The sequence below is a fragment of the Pseudoalteromonas sp. MMG033 genome, from assembly GCF_057197785.1.
The window spans coordinates 4,690,590-4,705,629 of sequence record NZ_CM170070.1; the positions used below are offsets into that span (position 1 = coordinate 4,690,590).

The window sequence follows — 15,040 nt, forward strand, 5'->3', positions numbered from 1 at the left end:
TTATGTAAACAGCCTTACACACCCGTTAACAGGATAAATATTTATATTCGTAATTTCATTCCCACAGGCATCATAAAATCATGAATAATTATGCAGTCCACAATGTATTTTTTTGAAACTGCAAGATACAATCAGATTAAATAAGCATAATAATTACGATGTAACCTTTGGAGCATGCCTTGAAGACAAAAATTTTAATCACGCTTTGTGGGTGGCATTTTATCATTGACCGATTAGGTGAACAGACCTGCAAGAGTATTTGGCAAGCACTAGTCAATAACCTTCAAAAAACGAGTCATGTGACAGTATTAGAAGACAATTTCATGCAAGCTGAATTATGGTTTGAGAGCAACCAATTTGATGATAGTGATGATGCAGCTCACCATATTAGCCAACGACTATGTAATGAATTAAATCAGCTTGTAGACACTTCATTAGTCCGTTGCTCAGACATTCAAGTGAGTGCGCAAACTGTCCCTCATGCAAGCTCTAGCCATGAAGTGATGCGAGCAAACAAAAACTGTGTAATGAAAACGCTTTATTCAGACAGTGCAACTGAACTTAACGATATTTTGTCAAACAACCGATTGGAGCCTTACTGGCAAAGCATTCAGCATGTTCAATCCGAAGGTCTATTTGGCTATGAAGCCCTCATAAGAGGCCCATTCGATTCAAGCTTACATCGAGCAGACAAGCTTTTCGACGCAGCCTTAGCCAATGGGCAACAAGATGAGGTTGAATTACTCGCATTACAAACACACCTTAATACACACACAGCAGTGTGCAGTACACAAAAACCCTGCATGCTCACGGTTAACATATCGCCAAAATTACTTTTTAGCGAACATGTCACCCACCTCCTGCACAACCACGCTTTCCCAGAGCATATTTGCCTCGAATTAACGGAGCATGTCCCCGTTAATGATTGGGCATCTTTGCAAGAAAAAATGACCTTTTTACGTCAACTTGGCTATCAAATTTGGCTTGATGATGTTGGCTGTGGCTTTTTTGAACTAGAGACAATCAATATCGCAAAACCGGATGTCGCAAAACTGTGTATTACCATCATCAGTCAACTACCCAACAATCAACATATCATCAGTGAATTAAAACAAGTGATCCAAGCTGTACACCAGTATGGAGGAAAGGTCCTCGCCGAGGGCATAGAACATGAAAATCAACTATCCATCGCAAAATCCATTGGTGTTGATTTAGCCCAAGGTTACTTTTTCGATAAGCCCAGCCCTGTCAAAATTCCCGACTAAACAACATATTAAACGGCATTTATAACGTCATTATGATTACGCTTATTGATGCCCTTTATCGCTTACAGTTCCGTCTTCTTCTGTTTTTCGATGTCATAAATTCTTGATGTACCGAATATATGCTAGCGCCAGTCTCAATCAAACGATGCCTTTGCGCACATAATTAAACATGGAGTATAAAATGAAGAAGGTGAATTTGAGCCTATTAGCCTGCTCACTGATGGTATTTCTTAGCGCTTGTAGCGGTGACGATGGTAAAAATGGGTTAGACGACCTAGCTGGTAATAATGGCGCGGATGGCACGTCAGGATCAGATGGTAAAGCAGGCCTTGTCAGCCTCGTAAATCAACAAAAACTGAGCATGGCAGATAGCCAATGCTTTTTTGGAGGCATCGCCTTACACTCAGGAGTTGATATAAACAGTAACAGTCTTTTGGATGACTCAGAAGTACACCAATCCAACTATGTGTGTACCCCTACACCAATTAACGCTCAAGGTAGTAAACTGCCTCATTCCGCGCTCAGAACAGATTTACAAAACGGCAGTATTGCAGGAAGTCGCTTCGAGATCCGAAATGGAGGCTATGGCTCAGACATGGTGGCTCATCCAAGTATCAAGCACCAATTTTACGCGCTGACCGACCGCGGCCCTAATGCAACTTATACCGGTGATTATGGCAAAGGAAAAACATTTCCGACACCTGACTACACACCTAGGATTGGCCTATTTGAGCTGACAACCACTGGAGCTGTGGTCAAATTGAGAGATATTTTGCTTAAGCGCCCTGATGGCACGCCAATCTCCGGACTACCAAACGCGTCAGATCTAGGCGGCACTGGCGAAACACCTTATACAGTAGATGGAAACCCTATCCTAGTAGATCAAACTAAACCATATCATGAAACGCAAAATCCTATAAAGTTAGATAACTACGGACTTGATGGCGAAGGCCTTGTGGCGCTATCTGATGGTAGCTTTTGGGTGAGTGATGAATACGGTCCGCACATTGTCCATTTTGATAATGAGGGTAAGGAAATAGAGCGCATCAATGCATTTGCTCATGACGAGCGTACAGTTATCACACTGCCCAACGAGTATGCAAAGCGCAGAGCAAATCGTGGTATGGAAGGACTCACAATTACCCCTGATGAAACCACCCTAGTCGGTATTATGCAATCAACCATGTACAACCCTGACAACGCGGTCAAAGCGGTCAAAGCGCTCGATATTACTCGCATTGTTACAATTAACTTAAAAACCAAACAAATTGGCCAATACCTCTACCAACAAGAAAAAGCGCAAAATTCAAACTCTGGGATTGTAGCGCTGTCAAATACCGAGTTTTTAGTGATTGAGCGTGACAGTGCTTTTTATGGACAAACGCCAGACGCGATGAAACGCATCTACAAAATCGACTTAACCGACGCCACCAATTTAGAGCAAATTACACCGAACAGTACTCTGGTACAGGACGATAATTTAGGGTTACTCATTGCTGGACAAACTTTGGAGCAAACAGTATTAACATCAGGTTGGGAAACACTGACGACACACGGGATAACCCCCGTCAGTAAGTCACTGGTGTTAGATCTCATACAAGAAATCCAATATCCTCATGATAAGCTTGAAGGCATGTGGTTAATCGATAATAGTCGCTTAGCTGTACTTAATGATGATGACTTTGCGACATGGTCAACAAACGGCATACTTGAACAAAAATACTTAGATGCTGCAAAATCAATGATAGATAGCAATACGCTCTACTTTTTTGAGAACCTAGCACTCAATAAATAATATGGCTCGCGGCTGCGGCCGCTTTCCCCATTATACCGCTCAATCATAACTCACTATAAATATGTTCATGACTCACATGTTCAGGATTAACTTTATCTTGACAAAGATAAATATAATTAGCCAAAAATATGCATATACTTAAAATAAATAATGAAAAATCACGGCTGACACATAGACTTTAAACATATAATATCTATATAAAAATCATGGAAGTAGTATAGTAGTATATGTCAATTGCCATTCAAGATATCCCACTCAAAGAACACACCAATGTAATTAATGATGCTTTAGGCCTTAGCCCATACGCAAAATCTCTTGGTAAATTTATACAGCACTGTGCTACACCAATGACCATCGCAATTCAAGGTGATTGGGGAACCGGTAAAACAAGCTTAATGCGCATGATAGAACATGATTTGATTGAATCAGGCGTGCCAGTCGATCAGGTTTGGTTTAATACTTGGGTCTTTTCACAGTTCAATTGCAGTGAAGACCTGCCTATTTTGTTTTTAGAAACCTTTATATCTTCACTCTCAGACCACGATGAAGGTGAACAAAATGCCCCAAGCAAAGCTGCAATGTTCCTATCGACAATAAAGCCATTGGCTTTTGGCGCTGCAAAAGTAGCCGCGAACTACGCCACGGCGGGCATTTCTTCACAAATCCTTGCTGAATCTGAAAACCACGCAAACAACCAACAAGACAATCATGCACAAGAATCCGGGATATCGAGCGCCTCAGCAATTGCGAATTTAAAAGAGCAAATCGCCATAGAAGTAAAAAATAAAATAGAGGCGCATCAACTTGACAGGATCATCGTCTATATCGATGATTTAGACCGTATTCCTCCGAAAAACGCCATCGAGCTTTTAGAAACAATTAAGCTATTTACCGACATTGAGCATCTGGTATTTGTACTTGCACTCGATTTTGAGGTGGTAAAACGGGGAGTAGAACTAAAATATGGCACCACCAATATCAGTTCATCGCAAAGCGGTAAAAGCTTTTTCGACAAGCTCATTCAATTGCCTTTTCAAATGCCTGTTATTGAATATAAAACACATACTCGAGCGTTTTTAACTGAGCTGCTTGGTAGCATTAATATGCAACCTCTGAGTGAAAAGAACATGCAGCACCTTGAAATGTTGGTACTCAACTCAGTCGGCCTCAATCCAAGATCGATTAAGCGTTTAATCAATATTATTTCACTGTATGTTATTCTATATTCAGAAACATCGACTGAAGATAACGAGACAGAAACGCCTGAAGATACCTATATGGTTATTTTTGCAATGTCATGTCTGCAAAGTGCCTTTTATCCGGTATATCAGTTTCTGCTAGCTAACTTGAGCAAAAGGATTTTCTTTTCTCTTCATATGCACTACCACTATTTTCCAGAAGAAGGTGAAGAGCTATCATTCATCGAAGAAAAGTTTCTTTCCATCATCCGAGAGCCAAGTAATGAATTGATTGGCCGAGAGCGAGATATGATCCGCTTTTTCACTACCTTTCATGATATTCTTGATAAAGATGAAAGCGGGAATATCAGTGACGAAGAATTCAATAAAATCACTGCCACATTTAAAAGGCTATCTTTATATAACCCACCAGATGTAGAGCTATATAGTAAAAGCATCAACACTCATGAAGATACCTTCGAAACGACAATTGAAACCGCCTTTGAACGACTATGTGATAGATTGAAATTTAAAAACGTCGACTTATTAGTTTTAGAGTTCGAAGAACGTCAATGGGAAGCTGACCAAGACTTTTATCGTGTATTTGATGTTGATGTTAGGGTGAAAGGCCTAGACATTAAATTTTCTTGGACACTCACTTTTGATTTTCAATTTGATGATGAGGACTGCATTGATAATCAAGAAAAAAACCATGACACAGACAGTGCTAATGAAACGAATGATACACACGAACCCAAGTCAGATATTGATGGAATAATTACAGGTAATACATCAAGTGAGCAGTTAACAGAGGGATATGAGTATAGGGAAGAAGATTTTTACTTAGAAGACTTTAGGCTTGAAATCAACCTCTTTTTTTACACTTTTGAGTTCATCAAAAAAGATTGGGAGGGCATAACTCAACAGCTCAATACTAAATATGGTAAAGACACGCCTTACGGCTTTGAATTTGAGTTCGATCAGGACGCAAGCAATCAAGGAATGTTCGGTATTTGTAAAGAGATTGATAGTTACAATATAATATGCGGGAGCAAGGAAAAAGAACTTGTCGACACATTATTCAAAACCGTTGCCATTTTACTTTCCAGTGTGTCAAAAAAGTAATGTCATCCTAGATAATTAACACTGGTTAATAGAGATAAAATAAGGTCGGCTTATTCGGCCTTATCGTGAAGGTTTTCGCTTCAGGAAGCCAGTGAAAATTCATAATATTCAGGGTTAATTTATCATACACTCATTATCCTTAATAATGTCTTAAAAATACAAAAATAAAAACCACATCAATAAGTAAAATGAAGGAACCGTTACCGTGTTTAAACAGTGCATATTATTTATACTTTATATATTCTCTCCACTGCTATTTGGTGCCGAAGTGTTTACACACATCGAAAAGCATCGAGATAACACATGGACTGTGACCTATCACGTTGATACACCAATAAATAAGCTGGTATTCAATAGAACACCCGATAACTCAAGAGTAAAAAGATGGCAGCCCAACAACTCACACTATGAAATAAGTTTTAACAAAGAGATTGGTCAAGAAAGTATCTCCAGAAAAGATGGCCGCCCATTCACTGAGGTCAAAATAAAACTCACACCAACCTATACGCCATTACCAAAGGAATATGCACCATTCTCGCCATTTTCAGATGAAGGCATGTTACTTCATTCAGGACGCTTTTTTGCTTGTGCATCAATGTGTGCTGACAATGCCAACACATGGCCAATCGCGATTAAAGCGCCTTTCAATCATATTATTGTTGATGGCAAAGTGCATAAAAATAACGTGCAGTGGATAGGCAAAGACAGTGGTCAAAAGATCTATGTTGGTCATGAAGCCCCCATTGAAGATACGCACTTTGTCAGTTTAATTGATGGCCGTTTACCTCCAACCTTAAAGAAGCACATTGAAAAAGATTTGCCTAAATTGATGGACTTCTTTGCAGATAAAATGGGCACATTAGATTATCGCCCTGCTTTATTCGCTTCATTTAGTGAAACCAATGACGGTAGATATGGCCATCAAGGTGGCACCTTATCCGATCAAATTTTTCTGCATTGGTATGGAGAAAAAGCCATTGAAAAAGTGAATAGCAAGTCTATTTTTTGGTTTTTTGCCCATGAAGTAGCACACCTTTATCAAAAGCAGGGATCTGACATTGAAAACCCATCAGAAGCATGGCTACATGAAGGCGCTGCTGAATTCTTAGCGGGGGTCGCATCAGCAAACGTGGCAAACAATACTAGCTTGCTATCTGAAAAAATAGTGATTGCACAGCGTCATTGTCTTGAAGGGTTAAAACAAGAGCCCAACTACATCCGCGCTGTAAAATCTAACTCGCGATTACATTATAATTGCGGACTTGTACTTATAAACGAAATCAACCACGCCCTTGTAAAAGAAGGCAAGCAACTCGATATATTTGATACATGGCAGAGTTTTAATCGACAAATAGAATCAGGTAAACCCGCATCTGTGGCAACGTTTATAAATGGCATACAACCACACTTATCGAGCGAGCTGGTAAATTCAATGACTCAGTTATCTCAAAGCACAGAGTTTGACGCTTATGCATTTTTTCAAACACTCAATGTGGCAAACAAAGATAAAACGCTTTAGTTTCTGATACTTATTTGTAGTAGCTCATATCTGATCTAACAGTTGATTAGGTCTGCTATGAGCGAAAAGCAGACTGTCGTTCTAGCTCGTTTTTAGACATAAACGTGTTAGAGATAAGGGGCAGCTATGTGCCAGATAAAGTCGCTTATAACGCCCAAATAATGGGAAAATAACAGTTGGTTAAAATAAGCTACGCAGGAGCAAAAACCAACTGTTATTTGCTTGCTATACGTAATTATTTCCACGGTACTTCATTGTTTTTGTAATAAAAAGTGCCGTCAGTTTGCTCAACCCACTCTAGTGGATAATAAAATTTTATATTTTTAAATTGTCCTAACACAAGCCACCTATTTATAGAAAATAAGGCAGTACTATTGTGTTTAATTACCTTTTTAATTTCAAGCATTGAATTAACTGGAATATTCGTAATATGCTTACCAGATTGACATTTTTCAAACCCATAATTAATCACCAACTGTGTGTTCAAATCAGCATCAAAATCTTTTGCACACAAAAATAGAGGTTTAGTTGTAGATACTATACCTGTACTAATTTTTACAACCCCCTTGTTAGATACATCTTCGATTGAAGTACAGCTACTAACAAATATGATTAATGCTAACGCGAATTTTCTCATTGCGTATAACGCTTGCCGTAAACGGCACAAGCTTCTTTTAGTGTGCTAACGCCTCAGTTAAAAGGCAAGATTTGATTGGCTACAATGTGAAGCGGAGCGAAAACAGCCAGCTGAATTATGTCCGCTTTTAAACTGTTTGTTATACGTATTTTACAGCTATTTATTGCTGCTTAGTTGTTCAAGGTAACTTTTTAATCTTACAAAATCTTCAAGCCCACGTTTACCTGTTTGATATTCTGGCTCCCAATACGCTACGGCAGTGTATTGATACAAGGAGCTTTCTAGCATCCAAGTATCTCCATCCATTCCTCGAGTTTTATCTTTCGGAAACACCAGTGTTTTCTCTAACTTACTAACCAAATTTGAGTACTGTTCTTCTGTTAATTCAATACTTTTCTTTGATTTAATACCTTTCCAGTCATAACCACCAGCACCCTCATAAGTTGTAGTTATTAACTGATAGGGTTTGTGCCTTGTAACCTCATAGATAACAGGGTTTGAAAAAGTAGGTACTACTTTCATTTTTAAGACTGGTTGAAGATAAAAACCAGGGTCAGTGTATTCGATGGTATTTCGAGTAGATTTACAGCCAACAATTGAAAGTAGAATCAAAAAAATTAAAAAGTATTTCATATTACTACACCGATCCTTCGATACGTATAACGCCCTAATAATGAGCTAAAAATAGTTTGCTAAAATGTTGAGGAACGAAAACAGCAAACTGTTTTTAGTCCTTATTTATTAGCTTGTTAACTTGCAATTTATCAAAACTAGTAATTGGAAAAAAGTTTATATCCTCTTCTCTTGCCGCTAGTTTATATGCTGTTGCAATTTGGGGGATTTCACTATCTTCTGGCAGATATTTAGCGGGAATTGAAGTGGCAAATAAACCTATGTCTTTTTCCTTCAAATGACCGCAAATGTTTCTTACTGATGTTTTTATTTTTGATAGTTCTTTCTGAATATCGCTTGGTAATAGGTTGCTTTTAGACTCTAACCTATCAATTGCTAACAATACTCTACGTATCTTATCAGGGACACAGTGGTGTTTAGTCGATTCAATAATGTCAGAATCATTAACACCATTTCGCACAAGTTGACTAACAACTATTTCTTTAAGTGTTTTAGCGTCTTTAATTAAATAATCTACCCCTGAACGGAAGGAACCATACTGACCGATTGCTAAGTACAAAGCACCTATAATAGCAATATTGATTTTCAAACTACCTTCAACTAGATGAATCGATAGTTCTAGCTCTTGATTAAAAATTAGCTCAGCGTATTTTTTTACAATATCAGATAAGTATTCTTCTGACTCTTTTTCATTAATTTCAGAAAACTCAATATCTAATACTATCTTCATCCCAGCTAAATATGCCATGGTGTATCCTTGCAAGTTAACGCCTTACTAATGGGCGCATAAATGCTTGGCTAAAATTAGCGACGAAGGAGCGCAAGCCAAGCGTTTTGCGTCCTTTTGAGTAACTTGTTAGGTATTCTTACTACCATCAATTACAACTTTTACATGCTTTAAATTGTTAGACAAATAATCTAAAGCATGTTCTGCCGATTCGTCTTTTAGGTTGGGAAAGTCGTACCTCTTTCCTCCTCTAGTTTTGACGTAAAACTCGTTGCTTTCTCCGACCCAATATTCCTTGTGAATCTCAACTATATCTTTGTAATCCAATTTATATGACTTATTCATCCAATTATTGGGCTCTGAAAACACAAGGTATGTTTCATAAAGTTTGAGGCTAAATTTAGAGTTTAATAAAGCATCTCTGATTGAGATAACAAGCAAGTATGTAATTATCAAAGCCATACACAAAGCAATAATAGTTACGAAAATTTGAGCTGTTAATGTAGCTTCTTTTAGTGAAGCTAATTTGGCTTCAAATTCAGCAAAGTAAGTAGCAATTGATAAAACCACAATTAGAGCTATTAAATTAAATAAACCTCTATTTCTTGTGCTTTGCTGGTACGAAATTACACATTGCTCCATGGAATACCTAGACATAATGACTCCCACACGGTGCTAGCCTCCGCATTTTTGTGGGTTAGCTTAAAGCCAGAGCCATAATTAGTTTGTCAAATAACTATATAGCAGAGGCTAGCATGACTAAACATAACATACTTTTCATTGGCTTAGATACTCATAAAGAATTCATTGAGGTTGCCTACATTGAAGATAATCGCGGCGCACACCCCATTCATTTCGGTCGTATTTCTTCTGCTAAAGTAGCTATAAAAAGGCTCATCAGGCAATTTGAATCTAAATACCCTAATGCAACTATACATTTCGTTTATGAAGCTGGCCCTTGTGGTTACTGGATTTATCGCTTAATTACTTCTCTTGGGCATTGCTGTTACGTAGTTGCCCCCTCGCTTATCCCTAAAAAGCCTGGTGAACGTGTTAAAACTGACAAGCGTGATGCACTTAAATTAGCTAAATTACTTAAGTCTGAAGACTTAACACCTATTTATGTGCCTGAGCCTGAAGATGAAGCTATTCGTGATTTATCTCGTGCTCGAGAAGTCGCGATGAAAGACTTAAAAGATGCCAAATATCAGCTGAAGGCACTGCTTCTTCGCAACAATATAAACTATGCAGGCACTGCAAACTGGTCTCTCAAACACTTACGCTGGCTCACCGAACTGGTATTGCCACACCCCGCACAGCAAATCGTTTTACAAGAGTTTATTCAAACTATAAATGAGCGAATGGCTAGATTAGAGCGACTCGACAATGAGCTCTCTCACCATGTTTATCAATGGCGTTACTACCCTGTTGTTAAAGCCATTCAGGCTATGAGAGGTGTTCGTTTACTTGTAGCCGCTGGCGTTGTCGCTGAGCTTGGCGATTTAACCCGCTTCGACCATCCTCGAAAACTAATGAGTTACCTAGGTCTTGTACCAAGCGAACACTCGAGTGGCGGTAAAAGGCACATTGGTGCAATTACTAAATGTGGCAATGGTCGTGCTAGACGTTTATTAGTCGAGGGTGCTCATAGTTACCGTCATGCAGCCAACATATCGACCGAGTTACAAAAACGACAAGAGGGTTTACCAAAGCAGATTGTTGATATCGCATGGAAAGCACAATTAAGGCTCTGTAAACGTTATAAAAAGCTCATTAATAAAGGCAAGCATTACAACCTCGTTGTCACCGCCATTGCCCGTGAAATGATCGCTTATATCTGGGCAATCGCAAAACAGATTGTGCTCTCGCCGATAAATCCTAAGTTAAGATTATCAAGAGTACCAGCTTAATATGAACGAATTAGAGTTAATGCATTGGTTCAAGCATCGGGGGTGGCACAACCACCGACGGCGTTAGGATGGTAATGTTGTTACCGCAACATTGAATCACGAACATAGACTGAAGACAGGTGCCACGTCGAGTTAAGTAAAGTCTGCTCTGCTCATAAAAGTGAGTAACCAACGAATACCAGCAAGAAAACCGACGAAATTACTTGCTTCATCCTATTCATTAACTCTTTCTAATTCGAGTTAGGAAATTATGGCTTAAAGTTAGGCAAGGATCAGTGTGTATAACTTGACAGAGGGAGTCATACCAACGCCTTAATAAACGGCGAAAAATAGCAGGCTAAACTAAGCGAAGAATGAGCGCAAGCCTGCTGTTTTGCGTCCATTGTTTAATTAATTTGTTATATGCCTATTACTCAAAGGCTACAGAGTTTATGTCTAGCTGTGCCTCAAACTTTGATTTAAAAAATAACACACAGTCGTCAGCAGTTGATATCTTTTCTCTACCAAGAAGTTTTTCTTTAAGGGAGCGAGTTTTATCTATTTGGAAAACCCATTCTAATTCTGAACTGGGATCATCACCTTCTTCGAAGTAAGTGGATGCACCAATCATATATTGGCGGTTATTCCATGTAATGTAGCTATACCAGCCCCAATCCTCTGCATCAGGCTCTGTAATTTCAAACTCTGAATCCAACTCTTGTTTTAACCATTTTATGAGTGACTCGCCGTAGATTGGGTTAACAGGATTCTTATTTTCCTTTGAGACATCAAACATAGATGTTTTAAAACTAATGGCAATATGCATGATTCCCTCCTAGGCATATAACATTTTTATCTACGACAAATGTCGCATAACAACGGCGTAATGTCTGCCGCATAACAACTGCCATTTATATACGTACATTAATACCCTCAACCATAACAATAAGTTAAGCCGATGTCACCAAATTAGAAATGGTTAAAATACGTCACTTGTCGCATAACAGTGATATGTGACAAACACTGAAAACTGTATATATATACATATAAATAAAACAAAATGGGGTTATGTGTAAAACCATGCTCATCTGTATAAAGAAAGATATGTATCCAAAGGCTCTTCAACTACCCAGCACTTAAGAGTACCTTCAATTGATAAACCTAATGGGTTGAGAGGAGTACATATTCTGTCAAGAGGCACTAGAGAACTTTCGATCTGATATTCAAAAGTGTAATCGTCTGTTTGATATATAAATTTATTCCCTCGCAAGCTACCTAACTCATCATCGTGCGGCATAAAATAACGCGTGACTATATGAACTTCGTCGTCGTTTTCTTCAACTGACTGCGAAACAACATGGGCATGCCCTTCATAACATTCAAATATTAGCTCTGTAAATTCATATTCTTTGATAACATCAGTCACATTGATGGGACGAAAATAAATGTACGGATGACAAAGTACATTTTCATTAGTTCTAAAAACAACACTTAGTTCGTCATGAGACACTTTCTCGTATAAACTTTTCTTGAAGACTAAATGTTGGTCAAAGTATATAACTTTGCACAAAACATCATTCATTAATGCAACCTCTCTTTAACTTATTGACAAATTCAAACTAGATTTTACACATAACAATTTAATATCGACCCGTTGGGTCGTTTTTGTCATTGTACCAGTTCTATCATGCTAACTAACTTGTTACTACAGGTATATTTTTAATTATTATAGAAATTACGGAAAGAATAAAAACGACCTAATTGGTCGTTTTCTTGACTATAGGAGAAACACAGAGTAACTGGACATAAGAACAGTGCTTTTGAAATAATTTTCTAATGGCCGCTTCTCGCCCAGAGGCACTGCTCTAAACACGTTTTGGGGAAGAAACGAGTTACGCCTCAAAGTCCGCTGTTGGCACTTAAGTGACTGTCAAATTTGGCTGAATCCTACTAATCGAAGAAAATAAACATTTGGTCTGCTCATGTTAGACCAAATGTTGCGCTCTCAAACCAACAAATCATTGCTCTGGTTTATTGGTTTTTGAAACCCTAATCTCATCTAGGGCGCTATCAAATCCGTTAGCAAAGTTCCATTTAAAGCTTTCACGTATTTCATTACGCAATTGCTGCTTTTTATCGTCTTCATCTTCTTTACTCGCCTCGATTTGCAGTGCTAAATCATCTAAAGACACAGCACCAGTAGCCTCGCCCTGCCACTGCTGCCATACATCACTTCTTTGTGACGCATTCGTTTGCTGCAACATATTGACTGCATCATTGACGAACTCTAGCCCTTGCTGGCTATGCAATTTGAACATATCCCCCATCATGGCTGTGCGCTGCATATCAGAATCGGTATTGTAGGTATAATAAAGTTTAACCACGTTTTCATCATCAATATCACTGCCCTGCTTTGCATGATAAAAAGACGTAAACGCTAATTTATCTGACTGAGTGCCAAAAAAGCTAAATAGCGCATCCGTGTGGGCATGTTCTTCACTTAATAATATAAATAGATTTTCTTTGTCATTGTCAGACACCAGCGCGGCCATATCCAAAATACCGCGCGTCGCCAAGTAACTTCTTCCCTCTATACCCTGTTTCAGTTGAGTCAGTTCACCCATGGTAAACGCTTGAGCCGCATGGGTTAAATCTTCTATCATCTTTGCACCAAGCGGTTCCTGTGTGATAAACGCATGTGTAGGGTGCGCCTGATCGGGTTTATATAAACGCTTATCTTCTGTAGTGCCCCACATAACCCCAACAGGATAGCGATTGCTAAGCGCCCTATCAGCTAACTCTTGCTCTCCCAAATCAAAGACAGACTTGGACAAATCCAAGGTCACTGCCAATTTATCATCTGATAAAACACTGAGGTTGTTAATGTAATCACTGACAGGCTCTTGGCCGCTCTGTTGCTGAGACACATATTGCTTTGACAGTGCAAAGGCGCTGTCTATCACAGTTTCAATTTGCTGGTCAGTGAGTTTATCAGCCAATGTTAAAAATGACTCATCGACAGGCAGGTAACGTAACTTAGTTTGATGCGAGGATGACATTCTCTCAAAGATTGCCATAAAATCTTCCACCTGCGCTTGTGATGACAAACCACTATAACTTGTCACCTCACCGGATTCATTGCGCTGTGCGCCCCCTGATAAATCTGCGGCACCTTGAATAAACGCAGGTTTGCTTAAAAGTGGATGGCGATTGATAGCTTGCTTTGACAAAGACACCGTGTCCGCACTCACAGCGCTATTGTGTGGTTTTTCTAAAGAAGAGATCACTGGTTCAGAGGCGTAACTAAATACACCATTTGCAGACGACACTTTCATAATAATCCTTATTATTCAATCATCTTAGGGTATCGGCAAGCTTCTAGAATACTTAATAGAAAATCGCAAAGTTTACATTAGTTTCGCTGTACAGGTGCTTCAACTTGTTCACTGAGTACAGCTGACCACTTATGCTTGATCCTCGTCATGGTGCCGTTTTCTGTGATCCGCTGCCTGCCCAAATCAAACTGTTTTAAAAGTTTTTTTGCCATCGGGTTGCCGTATGACGCAGCGATAAACTCTTTATTGCTATCAAACATGGGGAGTTTGACAATTTCATCCTCAAGGTTGTGTTGTTGCAATACAATATCCCATACCCCTTCATATCCAGCAAATCCATGCACTCGTTTACTTTTTAACATCTCAAAACCTTGAAATATGCCACCAACATCATACTTTTTAATGTCCGTTGCTTGAGCCCATTTAGCACCGTAATTAAAGCCACGCATTTGTGCAATGGTTTTACCATCGAACGTAGCGAGCGAGTCCCACTCAATAGGTTGCTCTTTTAACACATATATACGGTAATAGACTGTATTAACATACTCTTTTGAATATCGATATATCTTGAGGCGTTCTTCACTGATGCTAACGGGGAATATCAAATCAACACGGCCATTATCGAGGTAAGTCAGTGCTCTGGCCCAAGGCACAACCCATAGCTCCACGGTATAACCCATTTCATGAAAACTCTCACGGACCACATCCCACGCAAAGCCTTTAAATACAGGGCTGTCTTCGCCCGGTGCTACTCGCACAACATGCGTATCGCCATTATCTAAAAAACCAAATGGCGCATAATCAGGTAAGGTAATAACCGACACTGTCTTAAGCGCAGCATGGCAAGCAAAACCAACGGTGAAACATACAACTGTCAATGCTCGCAACAATAGGACCATTTTGCCGCCTAAATAAATCGCTCTTATAGAAAGCTTAG

Annotated in this window: 13 protein-coding genes; 5 read left to right on the forward strand and 8 right to left on the reverse strand. The window is 39.1% G+C overall.

Annotated elements, in window-relative coordinates; all coding sequences use genetic code 11:
• Positions 1–179: 179 nt before the first annotated feature.
• The 4 genes from AC2CZC_RS20380 to AC2CZC_RS20395 all read left to right on the forward strand — a co-directional run bounded on the left by AC2CZC_RS20380 (position 180) and on the right by AC2CZC_RS20395 (position 6,882).
• The gene (locus AC2CZC_RS20380) at positions 180–1,265 is read left to right on the forward strand and encodes an EAL domain-containing protein (RefSeq protein WP_484583187.1); all 1,086 of its coding nucleotides are present in this window, start codon (positions 180–182) and stop codon (positions 1,263–1,265) included.
• Positions 1,266–1,446: 181 nt separating this feature from the next.
• Entirely contained in the window at positions 1,447–3,060 is a 1,614-nt protein-coding gene (locus AC2CZC_RS20385) for an esterase-like activity of phytase family protein (RefSeq protein ID WP_484583188.1), read from the forward strand.
• 227 nt (positions 3,061–3,287) lie between these two features.
• Positions 3,288–5,363 (forward strand): KAP family P-loop NTPase fold protein, encoded by a 2,076-nt coding sequence (locus AC2CZC_RS20390; protein ID WP_484583189.1) that lies wholly within the window; start codon positions 3,288–3,290, stop codon positions 5,361–5,363.
• A gap of 205 nt (positions 5,364–5,568) precedes the next feature.
• A complete protein-coding gene (locus AC2CZC_RS20395; RefSeq protein WP_484583190.1) occupies positions 5,569–6,882 on the forward strand; it encodes a hypothetical protein in 1,314 nt (437 codons plus the stop codon).
• 235 nt (positions 6,883–7,117) lie between these two features.
• Here the strand turns inward: AC2CZC_RS20395 and AC2CZC_RS20400 are convergent, their stop codons facing one another.
• The 4 genes from AC2CZC_RS20400 to AC2CZC_RS20415 form a co-directional block, all read right to left on the reverse strand.
• The gene (locus tag AC2CZC_RS20400; RefSeq protein ID WP_484583191.1) at positions 7,118–7,519 is read right to left on the reverse strand and encodes a hypothetical protein; all 402 of its coding nucleotides are present in this window, start codon (positions 7,517–7,519) and stop codon (positions 7,118–7,120) included.
• Between the two features lie 156 nt (positions 7,520–7,675).
• The gene (locus AC2CZC_RS20405) at positions 7,676–8,152 is read right to left on the reverse strand and encodes a hypothetical protein (protein WP_484583192.1); all 477 of its coding nucleotides are present in this window, start codon (positions 8,150–8,152) and stop codon (positions 7,676–7,678) included.
• 94 nt (positions 8,153–8,246) lie between these two features.
• The gene (locus AC2CZC_RS20410; RefSeq protein WP_484583193.1) at positions 8,247–8,900 is read right to left on the reverse strand and encodes a hypothetical protein; all 654 of its coding nucleotides are present in this window, start codon (positions 8,898–8,900) and stop codon (positions 8,247–8,249) included.
• Between the two features lie 108 nt (positions 8,901–9,008).
• Positions 9,009–9,536, reverse strand: coding sequence for a hypothetical protein (locus AC2CZC_RS20415; RefSeq protein WP_484583194.1), 528 nt, complete (start codon positions 9,534–9,536; stop codon positions 9,009–9,011).
• A 98-nt stretch (positions 9,537–9,634) separates the two neighbouring features.
• On the opposite strand from AC2CZC_RS20415, the gene AC2CZC_RS20420 reads away from it, so the two are divergent.
• Positions 9,635–10,789 (forward strand): IS110 family RNA-guided transposase, encoded by a 1,155-nt coding sequence (locus tag AC2CZC_RS20420; protein WP_211037558.1) that lies wholly within the window; start codon positions 9,635–9,637, stop codon positions 10,787–10,789.
• Positions 10,790–11,198: 409 nt separating this feature from the next.
• On the opposite strand, the gene AC2CZC_RS20425 is transcribed toward AC2CZC_RS20420, so the two are convergent.
• The 4 genes from AC2CZC_RS20425 to AC2CZC_RS20440 all read right to left on the reverse strand — a co-directional run bounded on the left by AC2CZC_RS20425 (position 11,199) and on the right by AC2CZC_RS20440 (position 15,002).
• Positions 11,199–11,594 (reverse strand): hypothetical protein, encoded by a 396-nt coding sequence (locus AC2CZC_RS20425; protein WP_211037488.1) that lies wholly within the window; start codon positions 11,592–11,594, stop codon positions 11,199–11,201.
• 258 nt (positions 11,595–11,852) lie between these two features.
• Positions 11,853–12,350 (reverse strand): hypothetical protein, encoded by a 498-nt coding sequence (locus AC2CZC_RS20430; protein ID WP_211037487.1) that lies wholly within the window; start codon positions 12,348–12,350, stop codon positions 11,853–11,855.
• A 436-nt stretch (positions 12,351–12,786) separates the two neighbouring features.
• A complete protein-coding gene (locus AC2CZC_RS20435; RefSeq protein ID WP_484583195.1) occupies positions 12,787–14,103 on the reverse strand; it encodes a hypothetical protein in 1,317 nt (438 codons plus the stop codon).
• Positions 14,104–14,180: 77 nt separating this feature from the next.
• Complete coding sequence (locus tag AC2CZC_RS20440) at positions 14,181–15,002, reverse strand: substrate-binding periplasmic protein (RefSeq protein WP_484583196.1); 822 nt, start codon at positions 15,000–15,002, stop codon at positions 14,181–14,183.
• Positions 15,003–15,040 lie beyond the last annotated feature (38 nt).